This is a genomic window from Frankia sp. CcI49 (assembly GCF_001983215.1).
Lineage (GTDB): Bacteria > Actinomycetota > Actinomycetes > Frankiales > Frankiaceae > Parafrankia > Parafrankia irregularis.
On the sequence record NZ_MOWP01000022.1, the window covers coordinates 21786 to 35147 of the forward strand.

At 70.7% G+C, this 13362-nt stretch carries 9 protein-coding genes; 7 read left to right on the forward strand and 2 right to left on the reverse strand.

What is annotated here, in order from left to right; all coding sequences use genetic code 11:
* The first annotated feature begins 2 nt into the window (after window positions 1-2).
* The 7 genes from CcI49_RS20350 (at window position 3) to CcI49_RS20380 (ending at window position 8825) form a co-directional block, all read left to right on the forward strand.
* Window positions 3-761 (forward strand): carboxymuconolactone decarboxylase family protein, encoded by a 759-nt coding sequence (locus tag CcI49_RS20350; protein WP_076828666.1) that lies wholly within the window; start codon window positions 3-5, stop codon window positions 759-761.
* On the forward strand, window positions 761-1690 hold the full coding sequence (gene cysD / locus CcI49_RS20355) for a sulfate adenylyltransferase subunit CysD (protein ID WP_054567978.1): 930 nt from the start codon (window positions 761-763) through the stop codon (window positions 1688-1690). Before CcI49_RS20350 ends, cysD begins: the two co-directional genes overlap by 1 nt.
* Before the next feature lie 16 nt (window positions 1691-1706).
* Window positions 1707-3635 (forward strand): sulfate adenylyltransferase subunit CysN, encoded by a 1929-nt coding sequence (gene cysN, locus CcI49_RS20360; protein WP_054567977.1) that lies wholly within the window; start codon window positions 1707-1709, stop codon window positions 3633-3635.
* 14 nt (window positions 3636-3649) lie between these two features.
* Window positions 3650-4390: a 3'(2'),5'-bisphosphate nucleotidase CysQ gene (locus tag CcI49_RS20365; protein WP_116437454.1), complete on the forward strand. Its 741-nt coding sequence runs from the start codon at window positions 3650-3652 to the stop codon at window positions 4388-4390.
* A gap of 29 nt (window positions 4391-4419) precedes the next feature.
* A complete protein-coding gene (locus CcI49_RS20370; RefSeq protein ID WP_054567976.1) occupies window positions 4420-5229 on the forward strand; it encodes an NAD(P)-dependent oxidoreductase in 810 nt (269 codons plus the stop codon).
* 299 nt (window positions 5230-5528) lie between these two features.
* The gene (gene galK / locus CcI49_RS20375; RefSeq protein WP_076828669.1) at window positions 5529-6719 is read left to right on the forward strand and encodes a galactokinase; all 1191 of its coding nucleotides are present in this window, start codon (window positions 5529-5531) and stop codon (window positions 6717-6719) included.
* A 240-nt stretch (window positions 6720-6959) separates the two neighbouring features.
* A complete protein-coding gene (locus CcI49_RS20380) occupies window positions 6960-8825 on the forward strand; it encodes an NAD(P)/FAD-dependent oxidoreductase (RefSeq protein WP_131831144.1) in 1866 nt (621 codons plus the stop codon).
* A 156-nt stretch (window positions 8826-8981) separates the two neighbouring features.
* Here the strand turns inward: CcI49_RS20380 and CcI49_RS20385 are convergent, their stop codons facing one another.
* Window positions 8982-10199, reverse strand: coding sequence for a CoA transferase (locus CcI49_RS20385; protein ID WP_076828673.1), 1218 nt, complete (start codon window positions 10197-10199; stop codon window positions 8982-8984).
* Window positions 10200-10338: 139 nt separating this feature from the next.
* Window positions 10339-13353 carry an AAA family ATPase gene (locus tag CcI49_RS20390; protein ID WP_054567814.1) on the reverse strand — a complete coding sequence of 1005 codons (3015 nt, stop codon included), beginning with the start codon at window positions 13351-13353 and terminating at the stop codon, window positions 10339-10341.
* Window positions 13354-13362: the final 9 nt, after the last annotated feature.

Sequence of the window (13362 nt, forward strand, 5' to 3'; positions counted from 1 at the left end):
ACATGGGCAACGCGGAGAAGATCTACCGCGAGGTGATGACCAGAGAGCCCGCGCCGGCCGGCACGCCACACGAGGCACTCACCCGTGACTTCGTGTTCGGCGAGGTCTGGTCCCGCCCCGGGCTTTCCCGACGCGACCGTCGATGGGTGACGCTGACCTGCGTCGCCGCCGCGGACGCGCCCGGGCCCATCGACGACCACGTCTACGCCGCACTGAACAGCGGGGACATCGACCTCCCGGCGATGCTCGAGTTCGTCCTGCACTTCGCCGTCTACTGCGGCTGGCCCAAGGCCAGCCACCTCGAAGGCGTCATCGCGAGAATGTCGGCCCGGATCGCCCAGGAGAACGGGCGGGATCCCGAGCCGTGGCCGGTGCTGCCCAACGAAACCCTGGGGGAGAACGACTGGGAACGGCGGATCGCGCGGGGCGTGCAGGAGTTCATCGACGTCAACCTCACCCAGGCGCCGCCGCCCTCGTCGCCCTACCGGCAGGCCGGAATCCTGAACTTCGTCTTCGGTCATGTCTGGCAGCGCCCCGGCCTCACCCGGCGCGAGCGGCGGATCATCACGGTCGCCTCCGTCGCGATCGACGACTCCCCGACACCGCTGCGGACCCACGTCTCCTCGGCGCTGCACTCCGGCGACCTGACCAAGGAGGAGATGGACGAGATCGTGCTGCATTTCTCCGCCTACTACGGATTCGCCAAGGGCGAGGCGTTGCATGACGCGGCCGAGGCCGCGTGGGCAGCGAAGGCCGCATGATGCCAGCACAGCCCCTTTCGGGACCTCATGGCGGCGCAACCCATCTGCAGCGCCTGGAGAACGAGAGCATCCAGATATTCCGCGAGGCTGTTTCGGAGAGCGAACGGCCGGTGATGCTGTACTCGGCGGGCAAGGACAGCGCGGTGATGCTGCACCTCGCGCGCAAGGCGTTCTACCCGTCGAAGCCGCCGTTCCCGCTGCTGCACGTCGACACGACGTGGAAATTCCGCGCGATGTATGACTTCCGGGACAGCCTGATCGGCGACCTGGGCCTGGAGCTGCTCGTCCACCAGAACCCGGAGGCGCTCGCGCGGGGCATAAACCCGTTCGACCACGGCTCCGCCCTGCACACCGACGTCTGGAAGACCGAGGGACTCAGGCAGGCGCTGGACAAGTACGGCTTCGATCTGGCGTTCGGCGGCGCTCGCCGGGACGAGGAGAAATCCCGGGCCAAGGAGCGGGTGTTCTCGATCCGGTCCGCGCAGCACCGCTGGGACCCGAAGGACCAGCGCCCCGAACTCTGGCGGCTCTACAACGTGCGGCGGGCACCGGGGCAGAGCGTGCGGGTGTTCCCGCTGTCGAACTGGACCGAGCTGGACATCTGGCTCTACATCCACAGGGAGAACATCCCGATCGTGCCGCTGTACTTCGCCGCGCCGCGGCCGGTGGTGGAACGCGACGGCGCACTGATCATGGTGGACGACGAGCGCATGCGGCTACACCCCGGTGAGGTTCCCCAACAGCGTTCCGTCCGGTTCCGCACGCTGGGCTGCTACCCGCTCACCGGCGCGGTGGAAAGTGAGGCCGCGACCCTGCTGGCGATCATCCAGGAAATGCTGCTGACGACGAGCTCGGAGCGGCAGGGACGGGTGATCGATCACGACTCGTCCGGATCGATGGAGAAGAAGAAGCATGAGGGGTACTTCTGATGGCGGGTGAGCGGTGATGGCGCACGCGACCGACGACCTCGTCACGACCGACATCGCGGAATACCTGCGCCGGCACGAGCACAAGTCGATGCTGCGGTTCATCACCTGCGGCAGCGTCGACGACGGGAAGTCCACCCTGATCGGCCGACTGCTCTACGACGCGAAACTGGTCTTCTCCGACCAGCTCGCGGCGTTGGAGTCCGACTCGAAGAAGGTCGGCACGCAGGGCGGTGAGCTGGATTTCGCGCTGCTCGTCGACGGGCTCGCGGCCGAACGCGAGCAGGGCATCACCATCGACGTCGCCTACCGGTTCTTCTCCACCGAGCGGCGCAAGTTCATCGTCGCGGACACCCCCGGGCACGAGCAGTACACCCGCAACATGGTCACCGGGGCGTCGACGGCCGACCTCGCCGTGATCCTCGTCGACGCGCGCAAGGGTGTGCTCACCCAGACGCGCCGGCACAGCTACCTCGTCTCGCTGCTCGGCATCCGCCACGTCGTCCTCGCGGTCAACAAGCTCGACCTCGTCGACTACTCGCCGGACGTCTTCGCCGCCGTCGAGGCGGACTACCGGGCCTTCGCCGCCCGGATCGGCCTGGCGGGCGACGCCGTCACCTGCATCCCRCTGTCGGCGCTGCGCGGTGACAACATCACCACCCCCAGCCCGAACACCTCCTGGTACTCCGGCCCGACCCTGGTCGGCCACCTGGAAACCGTCGAGATCGACAACGCGTCGGACGCCGGGCCGTTCCGCCTGCCGGTGCAGTGGGTCAACCGGCCCGACCTCGACTTCCGCGGCTTCGCCGGGCAGATCGCCGGCGGGGCGGTCCGCCCGGGTGACCGGGTCCGGGTGCTGCCGAGTGGCCAGGAAAGCACCGTCGGCCGAATCGTCACCTTCGACGGCGACCGGGACACCGCCCGCGCGGGAGACTCCGTCACGATCACGCTGACGGACGAGATCGACGTCAGCCGGGGCGACATCCTCGCCGCCGCGGACGCCCCCGCCGAGGTCGCCGACCAGTTCGAGTGCCACCTGGTGTGGATGAGCCCCGAACCGATGCTGCCCGGCCGGCCCTACCTGCTCAAGATCGGCACCCGCACCGTCAGCGCGACCGTCGCGCAGCCCAAGCACAAGGTCAACGTCAACACCCTGGAGCACAGCGCCGCGCGCACGCTCGATCTGAACGAGATCGGTGTCGCCAACATCAGCCTGGACCGCGCCGTGCCCTTCGACCCGTACACCAGCAATCGGGACACCGGCGGGTTCATCCTCATCGACCGGTTCACCCAGGCGACGGTCGCCGCCGGGCTGCTGCACTTCGCGCTGCGCCGCGCGCACAACATCCACTGGCAGGCCGTCGAGGTCGACCGGCGAGCGCGGGCGGCACGCAAGGGCCAGCGGCCGGCGATCGTGTGGTTCACCGGGCTTTCCGGCGCCGGCAAGTCCACGATCGCCAACCTCGTCGAGAAGCGGCTGCACGACCTCGGCTTCCACACCTATCTGCTGGACGGCGACAACGTCCGCCACGGACTGAACAAGGACCTCGGGTTCACCGAGGCTGACCGGGTCGAGAACATCCGCCGCATCGCCGAGGTCGCCAGGCTCATGGCCGACGCCGGGCTCATCGTGCTCACCTCGTTCATCTCGCCGTTCCGTGCCGAGCGTCAGCTGGCCCGTGATCTGGCGGGTGACGGCGAGTTCGTCGAGGTATTCGTCGACACGCCCCTCGAGGTCGCCGAGTCGCGCGACCGCAAGGGCCTGTATGCCAAGGCCCGCCGCGGCGAGCTGGTCAACTTCACGGGCATCGACTCTCCCTACGAGCCACCCCACCATCCCGAGATCCGTCTCGACGCCTCCGGCGAGGTTTCCGCCGAGACCAATGCAGACCTGGTCGTCGCCTATCTACGCGACATCGGTCATCTCACACCGGCGGACGAGACATGAGCGGCGGACGAGATATGAGTAACGGACGCGACCTGAGCGCGGTGGACGATCACGCGCTCGCGGCGGACCTCGCCACCGAGGCCGGTGACCTGCTGCTCGTCATCCGTGACCAGGGCGGCGCTGCCGGGGACCAGCAGTCCAACCAGCTGCTGCTGCGCCGCCTCGCCCAGGCACGCCCAGGCGACGCCGTGCTGTCCGAGGAACACACCGACGACCCCGCCCGGCTCGATCACGAGCGGGTATGGATCGTCGACCCACTGGACGGGACACGTGAGTACGGCGAGCCGCCGCGGGACGACTGGGCGGTTCACGTCGCGCTCGCGGTCAACGGGCAGCCCGTCGCCGGCGCCGTCGCGCTGCCCGCCGCCGACCTGGTGCTGCACACCGGGGCTCCGCCCGCTCTGCCCACCCGGTCCGCCGGCCCGATCCGCCTCGCGGTGTCCCGGACCCGGCCGCCCGCCTGTGTCGACCAACTCGTCACCCGGCTGGGGGCCGCCCTGGTGCCGATGGGCTCCGCCGGAGCGAAGGCCATGGCGGTCCTGCGCGGGCAGGTCGACGTCTATGCGCACTCCGGCGGCCAGTACGAATGGGACTCCTGCGCGCCCGTCGCCGTCGCCGCGGCCGCCGGGCTGCACGTCTCCCGGCTTGACGGCTCGCCGCTTCGCTACAACGAGCCCGACCCCTACCTGCCAGACCTGCTGGTCTGCCGCCCGGAGCTGGCCGACGCCGTCCTCGACGCGCTGCGGGACCTGTGAGCACGTCGAGTGGCGGCGACGCACAGTCGATGCGGGTCGGATTCATCGGGCTGGGCAGCCAGGGCGCACCCATGGCGCGCCGCATAGTCGAAGACGGCTTCCCTCTCACGCTGTGGGCCCGCAGAAGCGCGTCAACGGAGCCCTTTGCCGACACCGCCGCGAACCTTGCCGCGACGCCGGCCGAAGTCGGTGCGTCCAGCGACATCGTCTGCGTCTGCGTCGTCGGCGACGCCGACGTCGAGGACGTCCTGCTACGGCCAGATGGAGTCCTGGCCGGACTCGCACCCGGCGGCCTCGTCGTAATCCACTCCACGATTCATCCGGACACCTGCCGGAGGCTCGCGGATAAGGCCGCCAAGCGAGGGATCGCCGTCGTCGACGCTCCGGTCAGTGGCGGCGGCGCCGCCGCGGCCAAGCGTGCGCTCCTGGTCATGGCCGGCGGTGCGGAGGAAGACGTCGCCCGCTGCCGGCCGATGCTGGAGACCTTCGCGAATCCGCTGATCCACCTGGGCCAACTCGGCAGCGGGCAGCTCGCCAAAGCGCTGAACAACTTCGTCTTCACCGCGCAGCTCACCGTCGCGTGGGAGACCTTCACGCTCGCGGAGGGACTCGGCATGGACCCCGCCGCGGTCGCGCAGGTCCTCGCGCACGGCAGCGGCGGAAGTCGAGCCGCCGGGATTCTCGCCGCCTCCGGCTTCAACACGACCGGGTTGCGGCAGGCCGCGACGTTGTTGCGCAAGGACGTGGGCATCATGCTCGACGTTGCGAGGACAGACGGGGTAACCGAACCCGCCGCTCTGATGAAGCTCGTCGACGCAGCCCTTAGCACGCTGGAATAGAAAGAGTGGTCAGTGCCCGGCGCCCGTCTGGAGGATGGTGCCGCCGAAGATGAGGAGGTCGACGACGGCGGCGCAGAGACTGGGCGTCGTTCCAGAGCCAGACGGCGCGGCGGTCTCGGCGGGCGCGAGCGGCGACGATGCGGATGTGGTTCTCGGCGTGGCGAATGCCGATCCACCTGGTCGCGCACGCCTGAACGGGCCGGAGCTTCACCACCCCGGGCGACAATTGTGTGGTGCCGAACCACCATGACCGCGCCGACAGTCGGCGAGGAGGCCGTGGTCCTGAGGATGATGCATCGGTGAGCAGCGTGTCGGATGCCGCCGAGATCTTCCGGACCGTCATGGGCCGGACGCCCGAAGGGGAGTGGGCCGCGCCTGGCCGGGTCAACGTGATCGGCGAGCACACCGACCACAGCGAGGGGCTGGCGCTGCCGATCGCGTTGCCCCAGCAGGTGGTCGTCGCCGCGGCCCGCCGCGATGACCGCGAGCTCGTCATCCACTCGGCCCAGAAGCCCGATGACAGGCGCACCCTTCGGCTGGACGAGCTGGAACCCGGCGACGCCGGCAGCCACAGTGCGGCCAGCGGCGCCGACAGCCCCGGCGGTGTCGACGGCTGGGTGGCCTATCTGGCCGGTGTCGCCTGGGCGCTGCGCGAGGCAGGGCATCACCTCGGCGGTGTCGACATCGTCGTCGACGGGGACGTTCCGCAGGGCGCCGGGCTGTCCTCTTCGGCGGCGCTGGAATGCGCCACCGCGCTCGCCCTGCGGGACCTGTTCTCCCTCGCGCTCAGCCGTCCGGAGCTTGTTCGACTCGCCCAGCGGGCCGAGAACGGCTTCGTCGGTGTTCCGTGCGGGATCCTCGACCAGTCCGCGTCGCTGCTCACCACCGCGGGGCACGCGCTGCTGCTCGACGTCCGCAGCCAGACGTCCGAGCAGATCCCCTTCGATCTGACCGCCGCCGGCCTGACCCTGCTCGTGATCGACACCCGGACCGTCCACGCCCTGGTCGACGGCGAGTACGCGGCCCGCCAACAGGCCTGCCTGCGGGCCGCGCGGGAGCTCGGCCTGCCCGCCCTACGAGATGCGACCCTGGACGACGTTCGCGGGCTGGCCGATCCGCAGCTGCGCCGGCGCGCCCGCCATGTGGTCACCGAGAACGCCCGTGTCGCCGAGACCGCCGCGATCCTGCGCGGCGGCGACGACGTGCGGGTGATCGGGCCGCTGCTCACCGCTTCCCACACGTCGCTGCGGGACGACTTCGAGGTGACCGTCCCTCAGCTCGACGTCGCCGCGGCGGCCGCCGTCGCCGCCGGGGCGTACGGAGCCCGGATGACCGGCGGCGGTTTCGGGGGCTGCGTCATCGCCCTCGTCGAGGATGCCCGGTCCGACCAGGTGGCCGCCGCGGTGGCGCAGGAGTTTGCCCGGCTCGGCTTCCGGCCGCCCACCCACTTCCGCGCCGTCCCGTCCGCGGGGGCGCACCGGATCCGTTAGCGCGGCGGCCCCGTCGGCGCAGTTGATCCGCGGGTTCTGGTTCGTGGCCGTCAGCCCGTAACGCCGGTAACGATCGCGATAACACCGGCTGGCCACCCTCCTGGCTGACCGCTCAGACCCGGCCGCGGCCGCGCCTGAACCGTCTGACGGAGAGTGGAGCCCGCTGTGACCAGTGCCATCGCGCGTCTGCAGGATGCCATCGCCCGTTTGCACGATGCGGCAAACCTGAATGTTCTGCGGATGGCGTTGGCGCACCTGACCGGGGATCCGATCCTGCTCGACATGTCGGTCGAACAGACTCCGCTGCGTGGTGGCGCGTTCCTGTCCGCGCAGCTCGACCCGGTCCATCACGAACAGGTGCGACGTCGGGCGATCGAACTGGCACCGGGTTTCGCCGAGAACACCGGTGCCGCGCGCGGTGACGCCGAGCTGCGGGCGATGATGACGGCGTTCCTCGGGCGGCCGTTGACCGACGGTGAGTTCCGGCTCGGCCGCGAGCAGCTGTGCGTCGACGACTTTCCCCGCGCGGCGCACTGGTCCGCAGGCCGGCCCGCGGGCGCCGATGATCTGGGCGTGGTCATCATCGGGGCCGGGCCCAGCGGCATCGCCACCGCCGTGCAGCTGGAGCGCCTCGGGCTGCGCTACACCATTCTGGAACGCCAGCACGCCGTCGGCGGGACGTGGCTGCTCAACCGTTATCCGGATGCCCGGGTCGACGTGAACAGTTTCCAGTACCAGTTCACGTTCGAGAAGAACTATCCGTGGCCGGACTACTTCGCCTCGGCGGCGGACGTCCGGGCCTATCTGGAGCATGTGGCGGACAGACACGGTGTGTCCGCGCGGATCCGCTTCGGTGTCGAGCTGACCCGCGCGAGCTGGGATGAGCGGAGCCGGACCTGGCACCTGGAGGTGACCGGAGCCGGCGGCGACGGCGACGGTACCGGTGGCCCGGCCAGCGTCGAGCACATCGAGACCCAGGTCGTGGTCAGCGGCGCGGGCATGTTCAGCACGCCGAAGTTCCCTGACATTCCGGGAATCGAGACCTTCCAGGGCCGTCACTTCCACACGACCCAGTGGGATGACAGCTGGGATCCGGCCGGCCAGCGCATCGCCGTGATCGGTAACGGGTCGACCGGGGTCCAGCTCATGCCGCGGCTCGCGGAGGCCGCCGAGCGGCTCTACCAGTTCCAGCGCACGCCACAGTGGATCTCGCCGATGGAGGGCTACAAGGAGCCGATCTCGGCGGACGACCGGGCGTTGCTCGACGGCATTCCCTTCTACTGGAACTGGTTCTGCCTGAAGAACTGGGCGATCGGGATGTCGATGGAGGCCGCGCAGACCGTCGACCCGGACTGGGTCGCGCGCGGTGGCCAGGTCAGCGAGCGCAACGATGGCCTGCGGGCCACCCTGACCGAGATCATCCGCCAGAAGCTCGGGCACGACCCCGAGCTGTTCGCCCGGTGCGTCCCGGACTACGCACCGCTGGCGCGGCGCCTTGTCGTCGACAACGGTTACTACGACGCGATTCTGCGTGAAAATGTCGAGCTCGTCACCGACGGCATCGTGGCCATCGACGAGACCGGCATCACGACCGCCGACGGGACGCACCGCGAGGTCGACGCGATCGTCTACGCCGCGGGCTTCCAGGTGACGAAGTACCTGTACCCGACCGAGTATGTCGGCGTCGGCGGGATCACGCAGGAGAAGGCCTGGGAGGAGGACGGGCCGCGGGCCTATCTCGGCATCACCATGCCGTCGTTCCCGAACCTTTTCATGTTGTACGGGCCGAACTCGCAGCCGAGATCAGGATCCTTCATCAACGCCATCGAGAACTGGGCCCGCTATGTCGCGCAGATGATCGCGCTGATGGCCGAGCGCGGAATCCGGTCGGTGGAGATCAGGCCCGAGGTCTGCGCCGCCTACAACAAGCGCCTCGACGACGAGAGTGAGCAGATCATCTGGCTTACCGAGGCCGCCCGGACCAGGGGACGCAACTACTACGTGAGCGAGCAGGGGCGGCAGGTCGCGAACGTCCCGTGGGCGCTGCCGGAATTCTACGGCATGCTCGCGGAGCCGCGCCTGGACGACTACCTGCTTACCTGGTGAGCGCGGCCCGACAGGAGCGGAGGAATTTCTTCGCCCCAGAGCCTGTCGTCGGAGCGGAATCGAAGGTGTTGAGGAATCTGGTCGTTTCGGCGCCCAGAGTCCTCAACACCTGCCCGGCAGCAGAAGTGGCAAAGGCGGCGGCGGTGAGAGGTGCCGTTAGTCGAGAGTGGTGGCTGGGCCGTGCACGTGCTCGGTCGCCCGGATCTCGGCGATCTGGGCGGGCGACAGGCCCAGTTCGGTCAGCACCTGTTCGGTGTCGGCGCCTACCTGCGGTGCCGTATGGCTGGCCGGCAGGTCGGCGCCGGCGAAGTCCACCGGAGAGTTGACCGAACGGTAGGTGCCGGTGCCGAGCGGGATGTCCAGGAACGCGCCGCTGGCGTGCACGACCGGGTCGGCGAGGGCCTCCGGCAGGTTCTGCACCGGGGTGAACGGCAGGCCTGCGGCGGCCAGCCGCTTCGCCCATTCCGCTGCCGTGCGGTGCCGGAAGATCTCCTCCAGGGTCTCGACCAGGATCTCGCTGTGCTGCGCCAGCCGGGTCGGTTCGCCGCCGTGGAAGCGGGGATCCTCGTCCAGCCAGTGTGCGTCGAGGACGTCGAGCAGCAGGTACCAGTCTCGGGCGGGGAACAGCACCTGGAGCCAGATCCACCGGCCGTCGGCACAGCGGTAGCAGTTGAGCGTGGCTTTCGGCGTGGTCTCGTGAACGGTGGGGTAGGGCCGGTCGTCTCGGTGCAGGGCGTCGGCCACGTCCGAGGCCATCAGCCACATCGCGGTCCGCAGCAGCGACACGGTGACCACCGTGCCCTCGCCGGTGCGTTCCCGCTGGAACAGCGCGGCGCTGACCGCGCCGGCGAGGGCGGCGCCGCCGGCACGGTCGCCCATGCCCGTCGCCGGGTGCGGCGGACGTCCGGTCGCGTCGCCCGACAGCGAGGCGAGGCCGGAGTACGCCCAGAAGGCGCCGAGGTCATAGCTGCGGCGCTGCCCGACCTGGTCGTCGCCGTAGCCGGTGACATGGGCGTAGATCAGCCGGGGATGGTCCGCGCGCAGGGTGGCGCTGTCGAGCTCGATCTGGCGCAGCACGCTGGGTCGCAGGTTGGTGACGAAGACGTCGCAGCCACGGACGAGCTGGTGGGCGACCCGCCGGGGGCCCGGCTCGAGCAGGTTGAGCACCACGCTGCGGCGGCTGCGGTTGTGCACGTCGAAACGCGGGTTGGCCAGCGGCGCGTTCGACGGGCCCGACCGGGCCAGGGTCGCCCGGCCCGGCTCGCCGCCGGGCGGTTCGAGCTTGATGACCTGCGCACCCCAGTCGGCGAGGATCGTCGCGCAGGACGGTGCCGACGCGAACCAGCCGGCCTCCACCACACGCACACCATTCATCGGTCCGTTCACGAAGGAATGCTGCTCGCCGACCCGTTATCGCTGCCGTTACGGTCCTCGTGCCCCGGTCCTGGTGATCCGGTCTGCGTCGGTCCGGTCTGCGTCGGTCCGGTCTGCGTCGGTCCGGGCGGTGTGGTGCCTACGCGCCGGTCGGCGCGGCCGGTCCCACGGCGTGGCGGGGGCGGTCGATGAGCCGGCGGGCGTCGCCGGGACGCAGACCCAGCTCTCCGAGCGCTGCGACCGCGCGGCTGTAGGCGGCCAGCGCCGAGGTCTCGCTGCCGATGCTGCGCTCGATCTGGACGAGCAGCCGGTAGCCGGGATCGCTGTAGCGGTTGAGGCGCAGCAGGATCTCGCACTCGTCGCGCGCGGCCTCGGGACGTCCGAGGTCGAGCAGGAGACTGACCAGCTCCAGGCGGGCCTCCTCCTCGACGACGGCGAGGTGGGTGCGGCGCTCCTCCGCCCAGGCCAGGTCGCTGCCGCTGAGGTACGGTCCGCTGACCAGCGCCAGCGTGCGCCGCAGGCGCTCGACCCGCTCCTGCCCGGTCACCAGGCTGGCGGACCGGGCCAGCTCCTCGAACTGCAGGTCCGCGGCGTCCACGACGGTGTCGCCGGGCAGGCCGACGAGGTTGCCGTGGCGGCGGTCCAGGGCGAGGCCGGTGATCTGGCGGAACTTGAAGCACACCTGGCGGAAGTGGTTGCCGCCGTTGCGCAGGGAGGCGTCCGGGAAGAGCCTGGACTGCAGCTGCGCCCGGTCGACGCCCGCCGGGTGCAGTACCAGCAGCGCGGTCAGTTCGATGATCTTGAGGCGTCCGATGTGCTGGGGTACGCCGCCGACGAGGACGTCACGGTTGGCGCCGAACGGCTGGAGCGCGAGGTGCACGCCGCCGCGGGTGGCCGGGCGGCGCACGGGCCGTGCCGACGGGGCCACGACGAGACGCCGCCAGCGCCGCCCGGACGGGTCATGACGGTCCTCCCGCTCGGCGATCGCCGGGAACAGCGTCACGACCGGTAACAAGGACATCGTCGTCCCCATCATCGCCGCGGTGTGCTGGGCCAGCTCCGCGGCCTCGTGTGCGGCGTCCGGGTCGCCCGTCCTGGCCTGCGCCTCGGACAGCGCGGCCGCGGCGAGCGGCAGGTAGAGGCGCCGCTGCGCCGCCTTCATGGAACGCACGCACTCCTCGAGGAAGCCACGTGCCTCGGCGGCGCGGTCCAGGGTCAGCAGGGCGCAGCCGAGAAACGCCTGCCCCCACTCCAGCAGTGCCAGATGCCCCGAGCGGGCGGTCGCCTCGACGGAGCGTTCGAGCTCGGTGAGGGCCTCCTCGGCCCGGCCCGCCAGCAGCAGCGCCCAGCCGTGGAACATCGGGTACGCCGGCGAGATCGCGTACGGGCTGCGCTCCCGGTTGTGCAACGCCGCGTCCAGGGTGGCGATGCTGGCCTCGGCGTCGCCCTCGGCCAGCTGGACGACGGCCTCGATGTAGCGGGTGTGCGGCCGTTCCCGCAGCTCCGGCGGGACGCGTTCGAGGCTGTCCCGGGCGTCGGCCAGATCGCCGGTGAAGCACATGCCGAGCACCACGTTCGGGTTGAGCACAGGTGCCGCCGGGTCGTCGGGGGCGAGGCGGCGCAGCTCCTTCGTCCGGCCCTGCAGGAACAGCCCCCAGCTGAAGGGCCGTTCGAAGTCGCCCCACTCCCGCCAGACGGGAGGTGTGGCCGGCCGCAGGCCGCAGGTGGCCTCGGTCATGAACCGCAGCACCTCGGACCGGTAGTCGCCCCGGTACCGGTCGAGCAGCCGGTGTGCCTCCGCGACGTCGGACTGCAGCGCCCACGCCGCCGTGGCGAGCAGGGCCGGGTCGGCCTCGGTGCAGGCTCGCAGCGAGCCGGTGACGTCGAGGCGGCGGATCAGCGAGATCGTGTCCTCGAAGCGGTGCTGCCCGAAGAGCGAGCGGATCAGGCCGGCCATGAGCCGCGGGTTCGTGGTGATGCGGTCGCGCCCGATCCGCTCCGCCCAGCGCAGGAACGTGGCCCAGTCCGACCGGGCCAGCAGTCCCTCGGCCGCGCGGTCGAAGGCGAGGAGGGCCTCGTCCCGGGCGTCTATCGAGAGGTACTGCTCCACCGCCTCCTCGACCCGCCCGCTGTCGGCGAGATGGCCGGCGTAGCGGCGCACCATCAGCGCGTGCCGGCGCGGCTCGGTCGACAGCAGAGTGCGCTGCAGGAAGGTGCGGAACAGCGAGTGGTAGACGACCGCGTCGTCGGACATCGTGGTGGCGGGCAGATGCCGTGAGCGCACCGTGTCCCACAGCCGGTGGCCGTCGTCGCCGCACAGCGCRGTCGCCGCCTCCCGGGTGACGGCGGTGGGGATGCTCGTGTCCAGCAGGAACTGCGCGTCCTCCGCCGGAAGACGCTCCAGGACCGCGGACATGAGGACCGTGGGCAGGTGGTTCGTCCGGCTCTGCTCGTGCAGGCCGAAGCGGTAGCTGAAGACCGCGCCGGCCATCCACCCGCCGGTTGCCCGCATGACCTTCGCGGCCTGGCCGGTGTCGCTGGCGAGCAGCTCGGCGAGCTGGCGGTTCTCCTCCTCGGTGAGCGCCAGGTCGCTGTCGGCCACCAGGGAGATCCCGCCCTCGACCAGCCGATGCTCGATGAAGCCCTTCAACGCGCCCGAGGACAGCAGCAGGACCCGCAGGGTGTCGGGTGCGCCGACGACGAACGTGCCGAGGGCGTGCCGCGCCTCGTCGGCCAGCATCAGGTACTGGCACTCGTCGATGACGAGCAGTGCGGGGCGGCGCTGGATCGTGCCGGCGGCCACCGCCGCGGCCTCGGGCAGCGAGGCCTCGATCCGGAAGGCCGGGTTCGTCGAGCCCTGGGCCTGCGCCGGCCGGAGGTCCCGCAGCGCGTCGAGGAGCGTGGCCAGCAGCCGGTGCGGTGAGACGTGGGAGCCGTCGAGCGTCACCCAGATCGTCGGGCGGTCGAGCGCGGCGCTGTAGAGCTGCGCCGCGACCGTCTTGCCGGCGCCCGGGGCAGCGGAGATCAGCACCGCGGGGGAGCGTGCGAACGACCTCTCCAGCAGCTGGTCGACCCGCGGGCGGTGCAGCACCGCACCGGGCAGCCCCGGGCGGGTCTCACCGGCCCGCCGCTCGTCGTCGGCTGTCGTGGTCACCGGGCAGGC